The organism is Bifidobacterium moukalabense DSM 27321 (assembly GCF_000522505.1).
Lineage (GTDB): Bacteria > Actinomycetota > Actinomycetes > Actinomycetales > Bifidobacteriaceae > Bifidobacterium > Bifidobacterium moukalabense.
This window is the reverse complement of the sequence record NZ_AZMV01000007.1, coordinates 241488-263419: the sequence shown is the minus strand read 5'-3', so window position 1 is coordinate 263419 and position 21932 is coordinate 241488. Positions and strand designations below refer to the sequence as shown.

Annotated in this window: 17 protein-coding genes; 5 read left to right on the top strand and 12 right to left on the bottom strand. The window is 62.1% G+C overall.

The window, feature by feature from the left end; translation table 11 throughout:
* Window positions 1-165: 165 nt before the first annotated feature.
* From BMOU_RS07390 to BMOU_RS07380, 3 genes are all read right to left on the bottom strand, one after another.
* Entirely contained in the window at window positions 166-1428 is a 1263-nt protein-coding gene (locus tag BMOU_RS07390) for an MFS transporter (protein ID WP_034876315.1), read from the bottom strand.
* Window positions 1425-3587 carry a glycoside hydrolase family 3 protein gene (locus BMOU_RS07385; RefSeq protein ID WP_034876313.1) on the bottom strand — a complete coding sequence of 721 codons (2163 nt, stop codon included), beginning with the start codon at window positions 3585-3587 and terminating at the stop codon, window positions 1425-1427. Before BMOU_RS07385 ends, BMOU_RS07390 begins: the two co-directional genes overlap by 4 nt.
* Before the next feature lie 144 nt (window positions 3588-3731).
* The gene (locus BMOU_RS07380) at window positions 3732-4397 is read right to left on the bottom strand and encodes a TetR/AcrR family transcriptional regulator (protein WP_051428940.1); all 666 of its coding nucleotides are present in this window, start codon (window positions 4395-4397) and stop codon (window positions 3732-3734) included.
* A 631-nt stretch (window positions 4398-5028) separates the two neighbouring features.
* Here BMOU_RS07380 and BMOU_RS07375 point away from each other — a divergent pair.
* The 4 genes from BMOU_RS07375 (at window position 5029) to upp (ending at window position 10067) form a co-directional block, all read left to right on the top strand.
* Window positions 5029-7263: an RNA degradosome polyphosphate kinase gene (locus BMOU_RS07375; RefSeq protein WP_034876311.1), complete on the top strand. Its 2235-nt coding sequence runs from the start codon at window positions 5029-5031 to the stop codon at window positions 7261-7263.
* 106 nt (window positions 7264-7369) lie between these two features.
* The gene (locus tag BMOU_RS07370; protein WP_034876309.1) at window positions 7370-8467 is read left to right on the top strand and encodes an NUDIX hydrolase; all 1098 of its coding nucleotides are present in this window, start codon (window positions 7370-7372) and stop codon (window positions 8465-8467) included.
* A 1-nt stretch (window position 8468) separates the two neighbouring features.
* On the top strand, window positions 8469-9185 hold the full coding sequence (locus BMOU_RS07365; RefSeq protein WP_034876307.1) for a hypothetical protein: 717 nt from the start codon (window positions 8469-8471) through the stop codon (window positions 9183-9185).
* A 240-nt stretch (window positions 9186-9425) separates the two neighbouring features.
* The gene (gene upp, locus BMOU_RS07360; RefSeq protein ID WP_034876305.1) at window positions 9426-10067 is read left to right on the top strand and encodes a uracil phosphoribosyltransferase; all 642 of its coding nucleotides are present in this window, start codon (window positions 9426-9428) and stop codon (window positions 10065-10067) included.
* A 55-nt stretch (window positions 10068-10122) separates the two neighbouring features.
* Here upp and BMOU_RS07355 read toward each other — a convergent pair whose 3' ends face one another.
* Complete coding sequence (locus BMOU_RS07355) at window positions 10123-11187, bottom strand: glycerophosphodiester phosphodiesterase family protein (protein WP_034876303.1); 1065 nt, start codon at window positions 11185-11187, stop codon at window positions 10123-10125.
* On the opposite strand from BMOU_RS07355, the gene BMOU_RS11405 reads away from it, so the two are divergent.
* Complete coding sequence (locus BMOU_RS11405; protein ID WP_200864831.1) at window positions 11168-11596, top strand: PIN domain-containing protein; 429 nt, start codon at window positions 11168-11170, stop codon at window positions 11594-11596. The genes BMOU_RS07355 and BMOU_RS11405 overlap by 20 nt on opposite strands.
* 167 nt (window positions 11597-11763) lie before the next feature.
* Here BMOU_RS11405 and BMOU_RS07345 read toward each other — a convergent pair whose 3' ends face one another.
* The 8 genes from BMOU_RS07345 to BMOU_RS07310 form a co-directional block, all read right to left on the bottom strand.
* Window positions 11764-13596, bottom strand: a complete 1833-nt coding sequence (locus BMOU_RS07345) for an ABC1 kinase family protein (RefSeq protein ID WP_034876301.1) — start codon at window positions 13594-13596, stop codon at window positions 11764-11766.
* 69 nt (window positions 13597-13665) lie between these two features.
* The gene (locus BMOU_RS07340; protein ID WP_034876299.1) at window positions 13666-13902 is read right to left on the bottom strand and encodes a phasin family protein; all 237 of its coding nucleotides are present in this window, start codon (window positions 13900-13902) and stop codon (window positions 13666-13668) included.
* A gap of 104 nt (window positions 13903-14006) precedes the next feature.
* Window positions 14007-14765: a type 1 glutamine amidotransferase gene (locus tag BMOU_RS07335; protein WP_034876297.1), complete on the bottom strand. Its 759-nt coding sequence runs from the start codon at window positions 14763-14765 to the stop codon at window positions 14007-14009.
* An 18-nt stretch (window positions 14766-14783) separates the two neighbouring features.
* Window positions 14784-16277, bottom strand: a complete 1494-nt coding sequence (locus BMOU_RS07330; RefSeq protein WP_034876295.1) for a Mur ligase family protein — start codon at window positions 16275-16277, stop codon at window positions 14784-14786.
* Between the two features lies 1 nt (window position 16278).
* Window positions 16279-17724: a replicative DNA helicase gene (gene dnaB / locus BMOU_RS07325; RefSeq protein WP_034876292.1), complete on the bottom strand. Its 1446-nt coding sequence runs from the start codon at window positions 17722-17724 to the stop codon at window positions 16279-16281.
* Between the two features lie 499 nt (window positions 17725-18223).
* On the bottom strand, window positions 18224-20050 hold the full coding sequence (locus BMOU_RS07320; RefSeq protein WP_034876290.1) for a nucleotidyltransferase domain-containing protein: 1827 nt from the start codon (window positions 20048-20050) through the stop codon (window positions 18224-18226).
* A gap of 193 nt (window positions 20051-20243) precedes the next feature.
* Entirely contained in the window at window positions 20244-20582 is a 339-nt protein-coding gene (locus tag BMOU_RS07315) for a P-II family nitrogen regulator (RefSeq protein ID WP_003828096.1), read from the bottom strand.
* A gap of 1 nt (window position 20583) precedes the next feature.
* Complete coding sequence (locus BMOU_RS07310) at window positions 20584-21879, bottom strand: ammonium transporter (RefSeq protein WP_034876286.1); 1296 nt, start codon at window positions 21877-21879, stop codon at window positions 20584-20586.
* Window positions 21880-21932 lie beyond the last annotated feature (53 nt).

Below are 21932 nucleotides of genomic sequence, written 5' to 3'. Positions count from 1 at the left end.
ATCCACCGCCGTCCACAGGCCGTCTCCCGCCGCTCCGCCCACGTAACGAATCAGGGTGCGGGCGGTGGGAAATGGCCCACGGTATCCGGAAGGCCATTCTCACCGCCCGCACCCTAAGCAATCGAGGAATTGGTCAAGATGCCTGTATGGCTGGCTCAGGCTGGCTTATTTCACCGATTTGATGAAGACGATCAGCAGCGCGCCGAGCAGCGAGCAGACCGCGGCCAACGGGAAGAGCGCGTGATAGCCGAACATGTTGATCAGCGTGGCGGCAAGCACCGGGCCAAGCACCTGGCCACCGGTGTTGGCAAGGTTCAGAATGCCCAGATCCTTCGCGGCGGTGTCCTTGGATGGCAATACCTCCACGTTCAGGGCTTGGTCCACCGCGTTATAGGCACCCATGCCCGTACCCGCAACCAGCGCGTATACGATCATCATCTTCGGATCATTGGAGAAGAACGGAACGATGGAGCCGACGGCGACCAGCAGGGAGCATGCGATCACCGGAATCTTGCGGCTGCCGATCCTGTCGGAGATCGGGCCTGCGATCACCGTCATGGCGATGGCCGTCACCATCATGCACATGGAGATCACCGAAACGTAGTGCTTGGCCCCATCGGCGCTTTGCATCATGTAATCCGTGAGGATGTACAGCTGGAAACCGGAGATGGAGAACTTGGCCGCGACGATCAGGAACTTGCCGAACAATGCGAGGTAGTAGTCACGGCAGTGCCTGGTCGGGAAGGAGAAATGCTCCCAGAACATCCGTGCGGTAAAGCTTTTCTTCGGCATGGCCAGGCTGGAGCCTTCACGCATGATCAGGGCGGCGAGAGGGCCGCCGATCAGCGTGAGCACGGCGAGTACGGTAAAGCCCACGGATTGGTCCGTCAGGAATCGGGCGCCGATCATCTGGCCGCCATAGATGCCGACCGAGTAGCCGAGCGCGTACATGGCGCTGATGGTACCGCGGAACTTCGGCGCGGTCCGATCGGTGATCACGGCAATCAGCGGCGCGACGATGGCGTTCAGGAAGCACTGATACACGCACCATCCCACAATGAGCAACGGTACGGTCGGCGCCCAGCTCACAAACATCATGGCCGCCGCGGCAAGAATCGAGCCACCGACGATCCAAGGGGATCGGCGTCCGAAACGGGAGCGGGTCAGATCGGAAAGCGCTCCGAAAATGATATTGGCGATGGCCGCGACGATCATGGCGCTGGTGGACAGCACCGCGACGACACTCGCCTTGGCGTCTCCCGCCAATAATGCCGTCTTTGCGGGAAGCAGCACCACGTTTACGCCCATGTACGGCCCCATCCACAGGAACACGCCCAAGACGAGCGCCACACCGACGACCCATGGCACCTTTGCCTGTTGTTCGTCGCTTACCGTCCCCGTCCACACTGCCGGTTCCGCTGTACTCATAGTTCGACCTCCATTGTCGAAGCATCGGGGTCGCCCCAGAACGAAGACGCCTCAATGCGTATTTTTCCTGTTTCGAGCGCAACCTTGCGCTCCTGTGCATTCCAACGGCCCAATGCCGAGAAATCCAGCGATATCGCAACGTCCACGGTCTCCTGTGCGGGAATGGACGCCGATGCGAAACCGAGTAGCTCACGTTCGCCCGCACGTTCGCCTTCCTGCAGGCTGCCGTATATCTGAACGACATGGCGGCCGGCGTGATCGCCTTCGTTGGTGACCGGAACGTGCAGGATCGCCGTCCGACGCCCCACGTCGAGATCCGCGATCGCGGGTTCCCCGATCGCGTATGACTGGTATGACAGGCCATACCCCAAGGGGAACAATGCCTGGGATCCGCGATGTTGGATCAATCGTTGGCCGTACCAACGCGTGTACCGCACACTGGTCGCATCGCGATCGAATGGGGGCAGGTCGCTTTCCGACCGTGCGATCGCGTACGGCAATCGCCCGGACGGGTCGACCTTGCCGGCGATGATGTCGGCGAGCGCGTGCCCGCCTTCCATACCGGAATACCAGCCCATCACCACGGCGGCGGGCTCGTCCGCCCATTCGCCCATCAGCACGGCACCGGCGGCGACTACGACGACGACCGTGCGTGGGTTGGCTTGGGCTACGGCATGGATGAGATCCACATCTTCCGAACTCAGATGCAGGCTCGCGCGATCGCCTCCTTCCGCATCGCCACCGAACGTGCTTACGCCTTCCTTCATATAGGCCTGGCAGGCCTGTTTCGCTGCACGTTGTTCCTGAGTCGCCGGTTCCGGTAGCAGCGGCAGCATATCCGGGGAGACCACGCTCTTGAGATACTCACCCTCGTCGTTTGCCGTATAGCCGACGACCACGATCGCCGCATCGGCATGGCGGGCATGCCGCGCGGCCTCCTCCCGGTCGCGTCCTTCCACGTAATCCACCGCATCGTCGCCATACGCCGCACGTAACCCCTCCAGTGGCGTTACCGTGTATGGCGCCCTTACATTCGAGGAGCCTTGGTCGCCGGTGTTCGCCATGTTCGCCAGTCTGCCGGTCACGACGATATGCGAGATGGCGGCGGGGTCGAGAGGCAGTGTTCGCGCGTCGTTCTTCAGCAACACCATGGATTGTTCCGCCACTTCGCGGGCGAGCGCCACATGCTTCGCATCGGCCATGGTTCCGGCGGGTTTCCGCGCATCCCGTTGTGCGTAGAATCTCAGTTGCGTGCCGAGGATGCGTTCGCCAAGCTCACGAATGTCCTCCCAGGTCACATCGCCGCGATCGAGGGCCGCGCGCAGCTTGGTGTACCGCTGTTGATGGAACGGCTCCTCGATGTTGAGCCCCGCCTTCACGGATTTCGCCACGTCACGCAGCCCCCACACGAAATCGGACGCGACGATACCGGAGAAGCCCCAGTCCTTTCGTAGGGTCTGCTGAATGAGCCATGCGTTCTGACCGCAATATTCGCCGTTCACGGCGTTGTATGCGGTCATGACCGCGTCCGCGCCGGCATCGATCACCGTTTTGAAATGCGGCCCGTACACTTCATGGAAAGTGGCTTCATCAACATTCACATCGACCTTGAAGCGTGCGTTTTCCATCGAGTTGCAGGCAAAGTGCTTGACACAGGCCATGGCATGCCGGCGTACGCCCCGTGTCAGCGCCGCGCCCAACGAGCCCAACAGCATCGGCTGGTCGGAGTAGGTCTCCTGAATGCGGCCCCAAGCGGGATGGCGTGGCAGGTTGATGCACACGCCGCCGAAAAGGTTGCCTCCCTGCTCGCGCACCTCCTCTCCGATGGCTTCGCCTACGCGTTCCTCCAGAGTCTCGTTCCATGTCGCGCCGCGTGCCATGGATACCGGGAATGCCGTGCCGTGCCCGCTGACGCACCCGCGAGGACCGTCCACGAATCGTATGCCCGGAATGCCAAGACGATTCACGGCACCCATAACGTATGGCGTGACATTGTAGCCATGCCGCACAATGTCCAACCGTCCTTGCCAGTAATAGATATCGCCATCCAGCAGATTCAGACGCTCGTCATCGGTGAGTTCGTCATAGAGTTGCGTGGCAAGAGCTTCGTCATCGGATCCCTGCCGGATGGCCTCGACCGCCTGGTCAAACATCGTCATCGGTTTTTCCCTTTCTCATCTTCGAGCCAAGGTTGCCATTAATTAACTACGTAGTTAATTATGTAGACATTACTATAGCAGATAATTAACCAGGCAGTTAATTATCCACCCGCATCATGCCCCTAACGGACGAGCGGAAAAGCGTCACCGATCGCCATCCTCAACGCGACACGCCGAGGATGCGTCACGCCAGCGAGCATCGGCATACGCATGCCACAGCGACATCAGGTCCACACCCTCGGGATCACGAAGCCACCGCAACTGGATGCCGTCCATCACGGAGAGCGCCATGCGCGCCTCTTGCCGCGGCCGTTCCAGACCGTCGTATTCGGCAGCACGCGTCAACATCGAAATCACACGGCGCTCGCGTTTTTGGTAGTACTCATACGCCGGATGATGATCGCTGAGGGACTCCCCCTGCAAAATGGTGTACAGCCTCACGATCTCCGGCTGCTTGGCATTGCGCGCCATCAGCACATCGCAGATGCTCCGAATGCCGAACCGCACATCGCCATTCCAGATCTCTTCAGGCTCCACCCCGAGGGAGTGCGAATATTGTGCCATATCTTCGCGGTCCCGGCGCTCCAGCACCGCGATCAGCAGCCCCACCTTATTCTTGAAATGGTAGATGACCGCAGGCTCGGTCAGGTCGCATTGCGCGGCCACCTGACGCACCGAAAAACCCCAGAACCCATTGCGGGAGATGAGCTGCGAGGCGGCATCGATGATTTGTTCGCGTCGTTCCGCAGGCCCCAATCGGGAATGGGTCTGAGACCCTTCCGGCTCCTTCTCGCTCTTCGCAGCCACCATAGCCCTCGTCACTTTCCGTAATTCGCATCCATCGATTTCGGCATAGCAATCATATCGAAGGGGCAACAAAAAAAGAAGACCCGCCGGGGCGGGCCTTCTCTACAAGAAGCTTCAGAGCAGAATCGCTGCACAACTTCCTCGTTGTAACGGTAAGTCTATCCAATGCCCGTTCAACGTAACAACCTATCTTGGTCATACACTTTTTGTGGGCTCTGCTCTGTTAAGTTGTTCTTGTACTTCGTAATTATGCTCAGCATCGGCGGCTATGCAAACCGAAACGGGCCTATGTTGCGTTATTTGCCAAACTGTTCCCTTCCGATCGCCATAATCGTGGATTTGCATCATCCTGTGCGTTTCTTCCCTGAGGTTTGTGCGATTACGTGCGATTCATCCCTCACTCCGGCGTGTCGTACGCATCCCCACCATATGCGATGCCGAGATGCCGGAACGCCAACCATCAGGCGAGCGGAGCCGGAATCCACGCAACATGCTTCGACAACCCCCTTCCCCGCCGAGAACCGAACATCCATCGATGCACTCTTCGCAAATTCATCAAACTAATGTAAACTTCGGCTAAATTATGCGCCGTTTTGTGGAATGTCCCGGCGAATACCGCTTAAAGTAGTGTGCTATGGCACAGATTTTTGACGCACCCTCAAAGGCGATTCTGCGCAGCCAGATTGCTGAACACATCGCCGAGACCGATAAGAACGACAGGCGGGAGCTGCAGGCCGGCGAGGAGCCGTTGCCGAACGACCGCTTCTTCGACCGCGAGTTGAGCTGGCTGAAGTTCAACAAGCGAGTCCTCGAGCTTGCTCAGGACGAGGATCTGCCGATCATCGAGCGCGCCAGCTTCGCCGCGATCTTCGCGAACAACCTCGACGAGTTCTTCATGGTTCGCGTCGCAGGCCTGAAGCGCCGCATCGATACCGGCATCGCCGTCACGGCCGCCTCCGGCCTGAGCCCCCGACAGCAGCTGCGCGCCATCAGCGAGCAGGCCCACCGCCTGCAGGATGAGCATGCGCACTACATGATCGATCACATCCTGCCCGACCTGGCCAAGGAGAAGATCGTGCTGCTGGGCTGGGACAAGCTCACCGCCGCCGAGCAGGAGCGACTTTCGCGCTACTACCGCCAGCAGGTCTTCCCCGTGCTGACGCCGCTCGCCGTGGATCCGGCCCACCCGTTCCCGTACATTTCCGGCGGTTCCATCAACCTCGCCGTGCTTGTGGAGAACCCCGCCTCCGGCAAGTCCCACTTCGCACGCGTGAAGATCCCCGGAAATCTGAACCGTCTCGTACCGGTCGACGATCTGACCGACGACGAGGCCACCGATGTTCGCTACGGCTTCATCACCATGGAGAACCTGATCATCGCCCATCTGGAATCCCTGTTCCCGGGCATGATCATCAAGGAGGCCCGTTCCTTCCGCGTGACCCGTAACGAGGATATCGACGTGGAAGAGGACGATGCCGAGAACCTGCTCAACGCCATGGAGAAGGAGCTGCTGCGCCGTCGTTTCGGACCGCCTATCCGTCTGGAGATCTCCGACGAGACCAGCCCGTTCCTCTCCCAGCTGCTTGCCGACCAGTTGCGCGTAAGCGCCGACGAGGTGTACCGCCTGCCGGCGCCGCTCGACGCGACCGTACTGTTCGAGCTCGGCGGCATCGACCGCCCGGATCTGAAGTACCGTTCCTTCGTGCCGACCACGAACCGTCAGATCGCCGAGGTGGAGTCGTCCCGCGCGCAAGACATCTTTGCAGCGATTCGCGAACGCGATATCCTCCTGCATCACCCGTATGATTCGTTCTCTACCTCCGTTCAGGCGTTCCTAGCGCAGGCGGCCGCCGACCCGAAGGTGCTTGCCATCAAGCAGACGCTGTACCGTACGTCCAGCAATTCGCCGATCATCGACGCCCTGATCGACGCCGCGCATGCCGGCAAGCAGGTGCTGGCGCTGGTCGAGATCAAGGCCCGCTTCGACGAGGACGCCAACATCGCGTGGGCCCGCAAGCTCGAACGCGCAGGCGTGCACGTGGTGTACGGCATCGTGGGCCTGAAGACCCACTGCAAGCTGAGCCTTGTGGTGCGCCAGGAGGCCGACGGACTGCGCCGCTACTGCCATGTGGGCACCGGCAACTACAACCCGAAGACCGCGCGAATCTACACCGATCTGGGCCTGCTGACCTGCGATCCGGTGGTCGGCCAGGATATGACCCGCCTGTTCAACCAGCTGTCCGGCTACGCTCCGAAGTCGAGCTTCCACCGCCTGCTGGTGGCCCCGCGCACCGTACGTTCCGGCCTGATCCAGCGCATCCGTCGCGAGGAGGAGGCCGCACGCGCCGGCAAGGAGGCGTGGATCAAGATCAAGGTCAACTCCATCGTCGACGAGAAGACCATCGATGCGCTGTACCGTGCAAGTCAGGCCGGTGTGAAGATCGACATCGTCGAGCGTGGCATCTGCGCGCTGAAGCCAGGCGTACCGGGCCTTTCCGAAAACATCCGCGTACGTTCCATCCTTGGCCGCTTCCTCGAGCACAGCCGCATCTACGCGTTCGCCAACTCCGACGGCCCGCAGATCGGCGAGGGGCCGGCGGCCGGACCGGAGGTGTGGATCGGTTCCGCCGATCTGATGCACCGCAATCTCGACCGTCGAGTCGAGGCGCTGGTCCGCATCACCGCCCCGGAGCAGATCGACGAGCTGATCAAGTACGTCGACCTGCAGATGGCCGATTCCACCGCCTCCTGGCACATGGAGGCCGATGGCACGTATGTCCGTCATTCGAAGGACGCCGAGGGACGCCCGCTGGTCGACTGCCAGGAGTACCTGATCAAGCGCCATACGCGCCGTCCGGCAACGCACTGAGCCGCGCGGGTTCCGTTGAGGGAACCGTCAAGACAATCGCGCGCCGCATTTCCGAAGATGGCCGATTCTGCATACCGCAGGGTCGGCCACTTTCGTCGCGCTTACAATGAAAGGCATGAGCGAGAAGATGAGACGTATCGTGGAAGCCGCCGGGGGTATCGTCTACCGCTGGAAGATCGGCGGGCAAATCGCCGATAATCCTCAGATCGCAACACAGAAATCGGCCAAGGAGCTACTCGACGACATCGAAGTCTGCATCGTGCACCGGCCGAAATATGATGACTGGAGCTGGCCGAAAGGCAAACTGGAGCAGGGCGAATCGCACCGTCATGCGGCGGTCCGCGAAATCGGCGAGGAGACGGGCGTAAGCATCGCGCTTGGCCCGTATTTGGGCGAGGTCGAATATCCGCTGTCCGAAGAGGGCAAGAAGACCCGCCATTCGCACGACCGCACCGTCGACACCAAACACACGCTGTACTGGATGGCACGGCCCATCAGCGGCGAGGAGGCCGAGCATCTCATCGACGCGTTCGGCCCGGTGCACCGCGCGGATGTCGGTGAGATCAACGATATCGTGTGGGTGTCGATACGTGAGGCGCGCAAGATCCTGACGCATTCCACCGATAAGGACATTCTCGCGGCCTTCGTCGACCGTGTGCAGGAGGGGGCCGCGACCGCGCAGAATCTGCTGATCGTACGCCATGCGAAGGCCGAACCGCGCAAATCCTGGAAGGGCACGGACGCGAACCGTCCGATCACGCCGAAAGGCGCGGCCGCCGCGTTCGCGCTCAATCGCGAGCTCGCCTGCTTCAATCCGACCCGGCTGGCCACGTCGCCGTGGATGCGCTGCCAGGAGACGCTGCAGGTCCTGAGCTGGCAGACCGACCGGCCGATGGAGCATATCGACGCGTTGACGGAAGACGCGTTCGCCGACCATCCGACCATGGCCTGGCTTGCGTTCCTGGAACAGATCAGACGGGCGCTGAGCACACGCCAGACCACGGCGATCTGCATGCATCGGCCGGTGATCGGCGGCATGTTCGACCATCTGCGCGGCATGTGCGCGCGCAAGCAGCTCGCCAAGCAGCTCATCGCCAAATCGCCCTATATGCCTACCGGTACGGCCGTTGCGATGTTTATAATCGATACACCGCAAGGTCCCAGCATCATCGATATTCAAAAGGTCACGCCACTTGTCTACTAACATGCATTACGGTTCCGGTTCCGTGATTCCCAGCCGTACCGCCGGTTTCACGAATACCGGTTCGCCACGCCCCGCGCGCCCGGGCCAGCTCGACCAGATGATGGCCGACAACATCGCGGGCGGCGCGGATCCGGCGCAGATCAACGAGATGAGCCACGCTTCGGCGGCGGCGCTGCTTGACCGTGTGCACCACACGCAGGATGCGGCGCTGGTGGAACGCGTGCTCACGTTGGTCGACCGTGAGGGCGTTGACGTGATTGCGGAACTGTGGAGCCATGCCGAGCCGGACTCATTGCCAGGCATTCTGTGGCGTCTCTACCTGCTGCGTACGTGGATGAGGAAGAACCGGGATTCGATCGCACGGCTGTGGCGCGTGGGCGAGCCGGTTGCGACGGCCGCTTCCGCGATTGCCGGAGTCGATCAGGCCCCCACGGAAGAGGATATCGCGCGTACCGCGGATTCCATTCTGGCAGGTGCCTTCACGGGTGATTTCGCCGTGGCGTTGGAACGTGCCGCCGCCTTTACCGACGTGGTTGCGTTGGGATTGCGGATCGAGGCGAAGAAGCTGACTTCGCGCGGAGCGCAATCCTCCGGCGATGCCGAAAAGACCGCCCGTGCAAAGGCCTCACGGTTGCTGCACACCGCCGGCAACCTGTTTGCCACGGCCAAGGATTTCCGCCACGGCGCAAGCCTTTGGAAGCGCGGACGGCTGGATTAGGGTCCCCGTTTCCCGCCGTCATGCCAAGTGGAAATCGCGGATCGAAACTGCGGAATCCGGCACCCGTGGATGCCACGACACGTGTTTTCGCCTCACCCCATACGCCTGTACAATGGGATTCGCGCCGGGCCATGCATAGCCCCGGGCTCCATTTTTTGCCGCTGCGAGCGGCCTTTGCGCCGACAGGCGCTTTCGTGGTTCGGCGCATTTCTTCTGTGTTATGCACTAATCTTGGAAACCATGGATATTCATGTTTTGAACCACCCTCTGGTGGACCACAAACTCACCGTTCTTCGTGACAAGAACACCGCCTCCTCCACTTTCCGCGAACTCGTTTCCGAACTCGTGATGCTCGAGGCCTATGAGGCCACCCGCGACGTCGAAGTCGTCGACAAGCCGATTGAGACCCCGGTCGCCCCGATGATCGGCAAGCATATCGCTTCCCCGGCTCCGATCATCGTGCCCGTGCTGCGCGCGGGCCTGGGCATGCTCGACGGCATGACCAAGATGATTCCGTCCGCCGAAGTCGGCTTCCTCGGCATGAAGCGCGACGAAGAGAATCCGACCCAGCAGATCACCTATGCGAACCGCCTGCCGGAGGATCTGACCGGCCGTCAGTGCTTCCTGATCGATCCGATGCTCGCCACCGGCGGTACGCTGGTCGCAGCCACGCACTATCTGGCCGAACGCGGCGCCAAAGACATCACCGCCGTGTGCATCCTGGGCGCTCCGGAAGGCCTGAAGTTCGTCGAAGAGAACCTCGATCCGTCCATCAAGTTCAAGCTGGTGCTGTGCGCCGTTGACGAGAAGCTCAACGACAAGTGCTATATCGTGCCGGGCCTGGGCGACGCCGGCGATCGCCTCTACGGCGTGATCGACTGATCGTCAGCCGGTCGATCCGGCCGAATCGACCGATCCGGCCGGATCGGACCCTATATCAACGCTCGTCGGGAACGAACGCCTCGAAGATGTGGTGGTCGAACCAGTCATCGCACTGCGCGAGCTCGTCGCGGCTGCGCACGGTCCACGAGACCGGCACCGCGCCCATGAAACGCGCCAGACGCATCTGCGGGCTGTTGCCACCCTTCCAATCGTAGGCGATGAAGTCAGGGCGGGATATCCAGTCGAAGACCAGCGCTCCGGCCGCATATTCCTTGGCCAATGCCACCGGGTCAGCCGACGCGTCCCCGCCTTCCGGCCACCAGGACAGCTGGCCGCGGCATACTTCCGGACGGTTCTCCTTGTACCAGTTCACGGCAGCGGGGTTGAACGATTCGACCACATACTCGCCGGAGTAGGCCTGCAGCAGCGCATCGCCCTTTTCCATGAGCTCCACGTCACGCGGATCCCACTTGGAATTGTCATCGAACTTGTATTCCACGATCAGCGGCACGCGGCCGGCAACCACCTTGAGCACATCGGCGAACAACGGCACATGCTGGTAGTAACCTTCCGGCGCATGGTCCGGCGTGGTGACCAGCGGCGGCTTCTCGAGCGACCCCGGCAGCGGCGCGGCCTTGGATGCGCCCGGGGCGTCGGTCGGGAACAGCGGAATGCGCGTCAGCTCGTCATAGGTGAGGTCTTCGATGCGGCGCGGATCGCCGGCAACGCGCATCAAGTCGTCATCGTGCACCACCACTACCGCGCCGTCGGCGGCCAGCTGCAGGTCGAGTTCGATGCCATAACCGGCCTCGCAGGCGGCCGCGAAGGCGGCCAGGGAATTCTCCGGGGCGATGGCGCCAAGCACATTCGGATTGCCGTAGCCGGCCTTCATGGCCATGCGGCGGGCGAGCGCCACATACTCGCCGCTTTCGGAGGCATATTGCGCGGTCAGGCCGGAACCGGCGTCGTGCAGACCGCGATGGGCGTACCATACGTCCGGAATGGCCGGCACGTAGTTGCGGCGCTTGTCGGAGAAGGTGCGCGGTGCGATGGCCCACACCGCCGCGCCTGCGGCCACTGCGCCGCCGATCAACGCCTTCTTGAAGAACGAACTGGACATGGGCATGCTCCTTCACGATTGGCCCGACAACATTCCCGTGCGTGAGCTCGTCCGGCCCCGCGCATGGGCATCCTCTACGAGAGTATCCCAGATTCGCGCGTTCCGCCCAATTTTCACTCGAAATTCAGCAGATCGAGAGACGCCGGTAAGTGACATCATAAGGCAGTTGGAAACGTCTTTCGGGAAGGCGCTCGACGCGTTTGGCAGTCGGATTCTGCCATTCGATCTACCGGCAAGCCTGCATTGCGCCGCAATGCTGGCGATGCGCGAGCGGTCTGGCAGACCGACCGGTTTCGCCGACGCACAGATAGCGGCGACGGCAAAGACCAACGCATGCATTGTGGCGACCCGAAATATCAAGGATTTCGAAGGAATGGGCGTATCCCTCATCAACCCCTGGAACGCCTGACCAATCTGGAATGCCCAACCTAGGGGCCGACTCAAATCCGGCTTGTGCACGAAACGGGAGGTCGGCGATCGTAGCCAAGCTCACCGGCGGAAAAATCGATTTCCATGGTGTCCGCACCGTTCGCGTCATTCCGCTTGGGGTAGGAGCGGCAAGGCGTGAGGCGCCACTTACCGTCTCCTGGAGTTGCGGCCCTTGAAGTAGATGTCGAACACGATCCAGGCGGAAAGGATGAAGGCGATCACGTATCCGAGGAAGCCCACGATCGGAATGCCGAAGATCACCGGCTTGATGCCTGCGTAATACACAATCGACGAACCGATGAACAGGCCGACCACGATCAGGGCCATCGTCAGCCGGTTCACCATATTGGCGAGCAGATGGATCGGCTCCTGCGAACCGACCATCTCCATATTCACGCGCAACTGGCCGCGCGTAAGCATGCGCGAGGCGACCTTGAGCTCGTTGGCGGCGGCGAGCAGGCTGTGCAATGCCTGATGCCCCTCGATCGCCAGCGATTTCGTCTCCTCCTTGATGAAATCCTTCTTCGACGTGCTCGACGCGATATGGTCGGAAATGATCTGGATCATGTTCACGTCGGGAATGAACTCATCCAGCAGCCCTTCCAACGTGACCAATGCACGGCCGACCGTGGTGACCGTGCTCGGCACCTCGATGCCGTGACGCTGCGCCATCTGCGTCAGCGCGGTCAGCATCGCGGCGATGTCAAGCTCCGCCAAATCGACGGTGCCGAACTCCTTGACGATCACATCCAAATCGGCAAGCAGCGCCGGATAATCCTCCGGATCGGCCTCCGCGCCGGCGAACCGCAGCAAACCATCGGCGAGCGCCGGCGAATCCTGCTCGGCCACGGCGAAGATCATGTCCCTCAGCACGGAGCGGGTCTTCGCGTTGAGCCGGCCGGTCATGCCAAGGTCGAGCAGCACGATCTGCCCGCCGCTCACCATGATGTTGCCGGGATGCGGGTCCGCGTGGAAGAAGCCTTCGTCAAGCACCTGCGTGGCGTAGTTGTCGACCAGTTTGGTGCCGATCTCCTTCAGGTCGTAGCCGGCTTCGACCAGCTGGTCGGGATGCGAGACGGAGATGCCTTCCACGTAATCCATCACGACCACATGTTCGGTGCACAGGTCGATGTACGGCTTGGGACAATCCATGTACCTGTACCGTTTGCAGAAACGGTTGAATTCGCTCAGATTCCTCGCTTCCACCAGGAAGTCGGTTTCGGATTCGAACGTATCCCACAGCTCTTCGACCACGCCGGACAGGTCCACCACCTGCGCGCTGTGCATGGTCCTCGTAGCCACCTTGGCGATGGAACGCATGATGGACACATCCTGCGCCATGGTCTCGCGCACGCCCGGACGCTGCACTTTGATGGCCACGTCCTCACCGGAAATCAGCTTCGCACGATGCACCTGCGCAAGGCTCGCCGAACCAAGCGGCGTGGCATCGATATGGCCGAAGATCTCGTCGGCCGGCCGGCCGTACTCGTCCTCAAGCACCTGCAACACCGTGCTGTACGGCATCGGATCGGCGTCGGCGCGCAGTTTGGCGAGCTCATCGCAGAACGGTTGCGGCAGAATCTCGGAACGCATCGACAGGATCTGGCCGACCTTCACGAACGTCGGTCCGAGCGCCTCCAGCATAAGCCGCATTTTGACCGGCGTCAGGCCACGCAGGACATCAAAATGGTTGGCGATCTGCGCAATCTGCTTCAGGCGCTTCAGCTTGCCGCGCCGCGTGAGATGGTAGCGCGTGGAGAACGTGTCCTTGCGCGAGCCGAACAGTCCGATCGTTTCGATGGGCGCCTGCGATTGGGGGGATTGCGGAATTCCCGACCTCGCGGCGGCCGTCGCGGCCGCATCCGGCGACGGGTCGGCGGCGGGATTGATCACCGCGTTGACTCGGTCGGACAACGTGACCGGCTCCACGCTTTCCGGGCGCGCGCCATCCGGCCTATCTGACTGGGTATTCAAAGGCATATCACCACTCATAACACGACTTCGCCGTCCGGGCGCCCATTGCGCGGCAGACGGCGAATCGGACGAATGCTACTCGGCTTCAGGAGCCGCCTCGGACTCGGGCTTGGTCTCCTCCGAAGCCTCCTTGACTTCCTGGACCTTATGCTTGAGCTCGGCGTTGAGGGCCTTGCCCTGCTCCACGGTCAGCTCGCCCTTCTTGACGAGATCGTCGACGATCTCCTGGCTCTTCTCAACGGTGGTCGCCAGAGCGCCGACGCCGGCGAGAAACACCTTGCGCAGGCCGTCACCAAAATCAAAATCAGCCATGATTACCTCCCTTGGGTGATGGTGGTACCACTCTATCGCACTTTCTTCACCCATGCATTGAACAAAACCCGCCGATTCCGGCATATATGGCCCGTTCCCCGCAATCACCGCGGGCGGGACATGGCCACGCGGCGCGCACGTTCCGCGATTTCGTTGATGCGGTTCAGTTCGGCCTTCTGCACGGCGGTCTGTCCGGCTGTGACCGGATCGAACGTGCCATAGCGGCGTTCGACCGCGGTGCGGATCAGAAAGTCCGCAATGGCCGGATTCTTCGGCAGCAGCGAGCCGTGCATGTATGTGCCGATCACATTGTTCACCCGTGCGCCCTCGGTATGGTCCTCGCCGTTGTTGCCGGTGCCGTCCGCCTCGACATGACCGAGCGGCCGCACCCCCTCACGCAGGAACGTCTGACCGGAATGGTTTTCATAGCCGATGATCCTGCCGAAGTCGTCGGACGTCTCGGTCAGATTGCCGATCATGCGCACTTCCTGGCCGACCGTGTACGCGCCGATTACGCCGATGCCGTCAAGCCGGGAGCCGTCGACCGTTTCGAAATACTCGCCGAACAGCTGGTACAGGCCGCAGATCATCAGCATCGGCATGCCGCCCGCCGCAAGCGAACGTAGCAGATCGGCGCGCATGAAGAAATCGTCGATGATCTTCTTCTGGCCGGTGTCCTGACCGCCGCCGCCGAGAATCATGTCGACGTGTTCCGGCCACTCGTCACCCTGGTTGTAGGCGTGCACGTGCGGCTCGTAGCCGTACAGTGCGAGGCGGCGCCGGATGGTGAGCACGTTGCCGGAGTCGCCGTAGATGTTCATGTCCTTCGGGTACAGCGACACGATGTCGATTGCCTGACTCATATTCCTCGCCCTCCCTGTTTACCTGCCCACGCCCGCGTCGGAGACGTCGGCGATCCTGCCCAGGGTGGCGCGCACCTTGAGCATGGCGGTGTATGTGCAGTAGATGTGCTTGCGCGTGCCGGGATTCGCATTCACGAACTTCGTGACGGACTCCTCGAGTTCGGTGCTGACGGCCTTGAGGGGTACCTGGTCGTATTCGAGACGCAGGGCCATGTCCCACGCGCGCACGCCGGAGACCATTTCCACGCCGGTTGCGCGCAGGGAGGTGAAGTCCACGTCCCATAGCCAGCTCATGTCGCGGCCATCGGCGTATTCGTCGTTGATGCAGATCATGGTGTCGCAGCCTTCCGGCCTGAAGGAGGCGAGCGACAGGCGGAATCCCATCGGATTCTTGACGAGCAGCAGTTCCACGGGCGAGCCGTTCACATCGATGACCTCGCCGCGGCCGAATGCCGGCGTGACCTGCGCTGCCGCATCGATCATGGACTGCGTGGTGGACTGCGCGAAGCCCACGATGCGCGGCGAGATGCCGAGCCTGCGCAGGGTCCCGGCGTCATCCCCGGCGCCCGAGCCGAGGAACGGCAGGAACATGGCGTTCGCATCGGCCGCAACGGCGCGTACGGCGGCGAGCGCGGCCGCCGCGTTGTACAGGTTGTAGACGCCTTCCAGTTTGACGTCGGTTTCGTAGGTCTCACCGTCGATGCCGAAGCTGGCATGATGGTCGCCGACGGCGAGTAGCGTCACGTCCGCCGGCGATTCGCCGGAACCTGCGGCTTCGGGCGACTCGGCGGACGGCGCCATCGGCCTATCCACATCCTGCGGTGGATTGGTGTGGGTCATGGTTGCCGTGGATTCCCCGGTTTCCGCGTCGACGGTCGTGCTCATGTCGTCATCGGACGGGAAGAAGCCGCGCAGCGCCGCGTCAAGGCCGAAATAGCGCACGTCCACACCATCCTCGGCATGGACGACGTTCGCAAGCCGTGCGATGCGCGGATCCTCGCGATTGAGCACGACGGTTCCGGTGGTCGCCTCCGCGGCCTTGCTCAGCAATCGTGCGGTGTTGTCGATTTCGCCGAAACGGTCGAGCTGGTCGCGCATCACATTGAGTAGCAGGCAGTAGTCGGGCCGTACCTGCCTGACGAAATGCACGGCATAGGCCTCGTCGAGTTCCAGAACCGCGATGTCCGCGTCCAGCTTGCCGGAAAGCGAGACCTCGCTCAGCAGCGACGAGACCACGCCTCGCGTGAAGTTCGAACCGGTCGGGTTCGTGAATACCTTCAATCCCAACGATTCCAGCATGCTCGCCACCATGCGGGTGGTGGTCGTCTTGCCGTTCGTGCCGGAGACCAGCACCACGCCGAGCGGCAGGCGGGCCAGCGTACGTGCCAGAAAGCCGGGATCGATCCGCTCCACGATCCTGCCCGGGAACGCGCTGCCGCCACCGTGTGCAAGGCGGGAGGCCGCGCGAACGGCCTTGCCGATCAATGGCGTCGCAAAGGAGTTCCAAGCCATATCACACCTCCTGCTGATAGTCCTGCGGCATGTCCTTGAACCTCGAATATGCGCCAAGGAACGCCAGGTGGAACGTGTCGGTCGGGCCGTTACGGTGCTTCGCCATGATGATGTCGGCCTCGCCCGGGCGGTCCTCCTTGTCGTAGAAGTCCGGCCGGTGCACCAGGAACACCACGTCGGCATCCTGTTCGATGGAGCCGGATTCGCGCAGGTCGGACAGCTGCGGTTTCTTGTCGTTGCGCATTTCCGGGCCACGGTTCAGCTGGCTGAGCGCCACCACCGGCACTTCGAGCTCCTTGGCGAGCAGCTTCAACGCACGGGAGAAGTCCGACACCTCCTGCTGTCGGCTTTCCACGGCCTTGCCGGAGGTCATGAGCTGCAGGTAGTCGATCACGACGAGCTTCAGATCGTTCGTCTGCTTGAGGCGGCGGCATTTCGCGCGGATCTCCATCAGGCTCATGTTCGGGCTGTCGTCGATGAACAGCGGCGCGTTCTGCAGGGCGTCCTGCAGATTGTTGAGCATGTTCCACCGTTCCGGCGTGATGTCGTCGGCGCGGCGCATGGCGGCCAGCGGGATGTTCGCTTCGGCGGCGATGATGCGTTGCGCCAGTTCGGTCTTGCTCATTTCCAAGCTGAAGATGACGGTGGTCATGCCGTGGTGCAGTGCCGCCGCGCGCGCAAAGTCGACGCCGAGCGTGGACTTGCCCATGGCCGGACGGCCCGCCACGACGATCATCTGGCCCGGCTGCAGGCCCTGCGTCACGTCATCGATGTCGCGGAAGCCCGTCGGCACGCCGCGCGAGACCTCACCGTTCTGCAGACGTTCGATCTGGTCGAGGGTATCGCCGATCACCGGGCCGATGGCCGCGTAATCCTGCCTCACCTTGCCCGTGGACATCTCATAGACTTCGGCTTGCGCCAGATTGACGACGTCTTCCGCCTGCGACCCCTCCGCGGTATAGCCGAGCTGCGCGATCTTAGTACCGGCCGCGATCACATTGCGCAGGATGGCGCGCTGGTGGATGATGTCGGCATAGAACGTCGCGTTCGCGGCGGTCGGCACGGAGGCGACGAGGCTGTGCAGGTAGTCGCTTCCCCCCACTTTTTCGAGGTCGCCGTCCTTGAGCAGCTGGTTGGCTACGAGCACGGCATCGACGGGCTGCGAGGCGGCGAACAGTTTGATGATCGCCTCGTAGACGGTCTGGTTGCGCGGCTGGTAGAAATCGGTGACGTCGATGGTCTGCGACACTTCGCCGATGGCGTCCTTGCTCATGAGCATGCCGCCGAGCACGGCCATCTCCGCGTCATCGTCGTGCGGCGGTATGCGGTCGAAGATCATGTCGCGTACGGCATTGCCGCCGTTGAAGCCATTGCCCCTGTTCGGCGTGAATCCGCCGTTTCGCCGGCCCTGTGCAGGGGCGCCGCTCCAAGTAGTCTCTTCTGCCATACTCACCAACCGCAATTATCCATATGTTCTTCGACATCGTTTCGATGCCGAAGAACACCATAATACTTGTGTATGGTCACGAACAATGGTGTGGATGGATTGCGTCCGAATCTCCCCATGTTCGATTGCGTGCGGACGGCATCTGCTTTCGTGTTCCTTGCCACCCTGCCTGCCGGGTCCGCGACACGCTAGGTAAGGGGTGTTGTGGATAACGAATGCGAAAAACATCGAGTTATGCACATTTTGGGGATAACTATGTGGACAAGCAATATGATTTTCCACAACATGGGGATAACTGGGTGGACAACTTGGGGACAATCCACTGGATTTAGGTAGGGTGTCCGGTGGCCGATTTGCCGAAGTGAACGGAAGGTGCTATGTTCCCCACATTGTGGTGAATCGGCGGTGAAACCGCACACCGTTCGTGTGAGGTATGGGGCATGAGGCGCGAGGCCTGGAACATAGGGACTCGAGGCGCAGGGCACGAGGGGATGCCGGCTCACATGTGGTAGCGGGTGGCGTTGTACATGTTGCGCACGAGGGATTCGCGCCACTTGCTCCAGCCATACTGCTTGGAAATGGTCTCGCCCGAAGTGGCGCCCAGCGAAGAGCCGTCGGCGCGGGTCAGATCGAACAGCATGTCAAGCAGCATCGGGTCATGGTCCATGCGTGCGGCCAGCTCGTCACCGACCGTCGGATCGTTGGGATTCTGCCCGGTCGCGAATTCGGAGAGCGTCAGATGCTCGCGCACCAGCAACGTGACCCACCAGATGATGTCACGGTCGAAGCCCATGCGCCTGAGCACCGTGGAGGCATGGCGCGCCCCTTCGGCCGCATGGTTCGTGACACCCGGGCGTTTGCCGATGTCATGCAGGATGCCGGCCAGCAGCAGAGCCGTGTAGTGCCTGTCGTCATACCGGTTGCCGCCCGGGGTTTCGCGGCCAAGGCGCGTGGTCACCTCGACCATATGGCGGTCGATGGTGTACCGGTGCGCGGCCGAGGCGCTCGGGCGGTTGCGCACGCCCAGCCATTCGGGAATCCAACGGCCCGGAATGTCCACGAAGTCGATCTCCTCCCACACGTTAAGCAGTTCCGGGCCTGCGGCGAGCAGGCGTACGAACAGCTTGCGGGATTCCTCATCCCAATCGCGGTCGCGGATGGGGCAGTTCCTGAGATTCTGCAACGTGCCCGGAGCGATCGGCAGACCGAACTCGGCGGATGCGACGGCCACGCGCAACGCAAGCTTCGCGTCGGTTCCCGGATCGGCGCCGGGGGCCAGCACGATCTCCTCCTCATGTTTGGCCACGCCGGGGGCGATCACATCGAAGGTCGGCGCCTGGCGCCTGCCGCCGCTGCGCGGCTGGAACACTTGGAAAAAGGCGAATCTCGGCTTTTCGTGGGTAAGTGAATGCTCGGCTCGCGAAGCGGTGGAATCCAGGGAGAACGCGATCTGCCGGCCGACCCGGGCAAGCAGCGTCTGCAAATCGTCGATCGATGTGGCCTCACGTTCGCCGTCCGGCAGCGTCGGATCGGCAAGGCCAAGCATTGCGGAGACCTTGGCCTGATAGGGCGAGAGCAGCATGTTCGTATCTTTGTTGGCGACCAGATGAATGCAGTCCCGTACGTCGAGCAGGCGTTCGACGGCATCATCGTAGCGTCCGTGCGGGCGATCGGCCAGCCAGGAGGCGGCAAGCGCGGCGACCAGCACCGAATCGCGCAGGCCGCCGCGGGCCTCCTTGATGTCGGGCTGGTTGATGTAGGCCATGCGGCCGAATCCGTCAAGGCGCGACTTGGCGGAACCGAGCAGTTCCGGCAGGCGTTTGCGGGCGGCCTTACGCCACCGCTCGAGAATGGAGGTGGCCGTGGTTTCGATAAGCTGCGTGTCTCCTGCGATCGGCACCACGTCAAGCCATCCCATGGCCGCAGGAAGGTCATGGTCGGTGACGGCCTCGCACTGGGAGCGGGTGCGAACGGACTGATCAAGGTCGAGTCCGGAATCCCAAATCGGGTACCACAGTTTGTTGGCGAGCTCGTTGAGCTGCTGGTCGGTCAGGGCATGCGGCTCATAGATGACCACCAGATCGAGGTCCGAGCTCGGGCCGACCTGACCACGGGCCAGCGAGCCGACCGCACCGAGGCCGATGCCGGTGGAGGGCACTTCGAAGGAGACCGCGTCGAGGGCCTCCTGCCAGAGCTGTTTGAGGCAGGTCATGGCCAGATCGGTGCGGGCCTTGCGTTTCGCCGCACCATTGCGGTATACGCCGTCGACATCCGGCTGGCTCATGGTCATGAAGCGCTGCTTGAGACCATCGACTGCAGAAGTCATCGTGGGATCCTTTGATGCGCTCCCTCCGTCTCGCCTCATGCGGCATCCCGCCATCGGAAGGAAGGATGGAAGAGAGGGGTGGGAGGAATGAGAATCCCCGCACGGCATGGAGCACGTACGGGGATCTGTCTTATTGATAACCCGAGAACGTAACCCGGGGGTCTTTAATACGGCCTATCCGAACCGATACGGGTCAGATGGCGGCCGAGCCAGTCTCGCCGGTGCGCACGCGGGTCACCGAGTCGAGCGGTGCCACCCACACCTTGCCGTCACCGATGGTGCCGGAGCCGGCGGACTTGACGATCACGCCGACCAGCGTCTCGGCGTCGGCGTCATCGGCCAGCACTTCGATGCGGATCTTCGGAATCAGGTCCACGGTGTATTCGGCGCCGCGGTAGACCTCGGTGTGGCCACGCTGACGGCCGTAGCCGTTGGCTTCGGACACGGTCAGGCCGTGCACGCCTGCGGCAGCGAGGGCTTCCTTGACATCGTCAAGCTTATGCGGCTGGATGATAGCGGTAATGAGCTTCATCTCACTTCACCTCCTTGAGAACAGAGCTTGCGGTACCAGCAAAATCGTAGGCACGTTCGCCCTGGTCGGCAAGGTCGATGCCGCCGACTTCCTGGGCTTCGGTGACGCGCCAGCCGACGGTCTTCTCGAGGGCGAAGGCGATGATGCCGGTGATGACCGCGGACCAGATGATGGCCACGATTGCGACGATGAGCTGTACGACCAGCTGACGCCAATCGCCACCCGCGAACAGGCCGGTGCCCTCACCGAAGAAGCCGATGAGCACGGTGCCGGTGAAACCGCCGACGCCATGGACGCCGACAACGTCGAGCGAATCGTCATAGCCGAGCTTGAACTTCAGGCTGCAGGCGAGGCAGGTGAGCACGCCTGCGATGCCGCCCAGCACGATGGACCACAGCGGGGAGACCACATCGGCGGCCGGGGTGATGGCGACCAGACCGGCGACGATACCGGAAGCGGCGCCCATGGCGGTGTAGTGGCCGGTACGGATCTTCTCGGTGAAGCCCCAGGTAAGCATTGCGGAGGCGGTTGCGATGGAAGTGGAGACCCAGGCGTAGCCGGCGGTGCCGTTGGCGGCGAATGCGGAGCCCGCGTTGAAGCCAAACCAGCCGAACCACAGCAGGAAGGCGCCGAGCATGACAAACGGAACGTTGTGCGGACGGAACGGCTGGGTGCCGAAGCCCTTGCGCTTGCCGATGATCAGTACGATGACCAAGGCGGCGACTGCGGCGTTGATGTGCACGACCGTACCACCTGCGAAGTCGTGGGCGGCGGCGCCGATGGCCTGGGAGATGGCGCCGTCGGCGGACAGCAAGCCACCGTTCCACACCATGTGGGCGAGCGGAGCGTAATCGAACGTGATCCACAGTGCGACGAAGATCATCCAGGTGCTGTACTTGACGCGTTCGGCGATGGCGCCGCAGATCAGGGCGACGGTGATCATGGCAAATGCTGATTGGAACGCCACATCCACGCTGACCGGATAGTTGTTGGAGTTCAGTGCGGCCGATCCGAAGACGCCGTTATCGGCGACCATCGTGTCCTTCAGCAGGAAGCCGGTTGCCGGATCGCCGAAGATGCCGCCGACCGAGGAGCCCGCGTAGGCGATGGACCAGCCCCACAGCACCCACATGATCATGGTGACGGACAGCGCGGCCGCCTCCATGATCATCATATTCAACACGGCCTTTGCGCGAACCATGCCACCATAGAAGAACGCCACACCAGGCGTCATGAGGAACACCAGGGACGCGGAAGTCAGAATCCACGCAGCATTTCCAGAATCAAGCTGGCCCATGTCACCCTCCCTCTCTTTTCTTTCCTAGTTCGAAAATTTCCGACCCCATCGTG

Bases quoted from the DNA above. Each gene is read 5' to 3' on its own strand.
- BMOU_RS07390 (WP_034876315.1), bottom strand. From the start codon at position 1,428: ATGAGTACAGCGGAACCGGCAGTGTGGACGGGGACGGTAAGCGACGAA.
- BMOU_RS07385 (WP_034876313.1), bottom strand. From the start codon at position 3,587: ATGACGATGTTTGACCAGGCGGTCGAGGCCATCCGGCAGGGATCCGAT.
- BMOU_RS07380 (WP_051428940.1), bottom strand. From the start codon at position 4,397: ATGGTGGCTGCGAAGAGCGAGAAGGAGCCGGAAGGGTCTCAGACCCAT.
- BMOU_RS07375 (WP_034876311.1), top strand. From the start codon at position 5,029: ATGGCACAGATTTTTGACGCACCCTCAAAGGCGATTCTGCGCAGCCAG.
- BMOU_RS07370 (WP_034876309.1), top strand. From the start codon at position 7,370: ATGAAAGGCATGAGCGAGAAGATGAGACGTATCGTGGAAGCCGCCGGG.
- BMOU_RS07365 (WP_034876307.1), top strand. From the start codon at position 8,469: ATGCATTACGGTTCCGGTTCCGTGATTCCCAGCCGTACCGCCGGTTTC.
- upp (WP_034876305.1), top strand. From the start codon at position 9,426: ATGGATATTCATGTTTTGAACCACCCTCTGGTGGACCACAAACTCACC.
- BMOU_RS07355 (WP_034876303.1), bottom strand. From the start codon at position 11,187: ATGTCCAGTTCGTTCTTCAAGAAGGCGTTGATCGGCGGCGCAGTGGCC.
- BMOU_RS07345 (WP_034876301.1), bottom strand. From the start codon at position 13,596: ATGCCTTTGAATACCCAGTCAGATAGGCCGGATGGCGCGCGCCCGGAA.
- BMOU_RS07340 (WP_034876299.1), bottom strand. From the start codon at position 13,902: ATGGCTGATTTTGATTTTGGTGACGGCCTGCGCAAGGTGTTTCTCGCC.
- BMOU_RS07335 (WP_034876297.1), bottom strand. From the start codon at position 14,765: ATGAGTCAGGCAATCGACATCGTGTCGCTGTACCCGAAGGACATGAAC.
- BMOU_RS07330 (WP_034876295.1), bottom strand. From the start codon at position 16,277: ATGGCTTGGAACTCCTTTGCGACGCCATTGATCGGCAAGGCCGTTCGC.
- dnaB (WP_034876292.1), bottom strand. From the start codon at position 17,724: ATGGCAGAAGAGACTACTTGGAGCGGCGCCCCTGCACAGGGCCGGCGA.
- BMOU_RS07320 (WP_034876290.1), bottom strand. From the start codon at position 20,050: ATGACTTCTGCAGTCGATGGTCTCAAGCAGCGCTTCATGACCATGAGC.
- BMOU_RS07315 (WP_003828096.1), bottom strand. From the start codon at position 20,582: ATGAAGCTCATTACCGCTATCATCCAGCCGCATAAGCTTGACGATGTC.
- BMOU_RS07310 (WP_034876286.1), bottom strand. From the start codon at position 21,879: ATGGGCCAGCTTGATTCTGGAAATGCTGCGTGGATTCTGACTTCCGCG.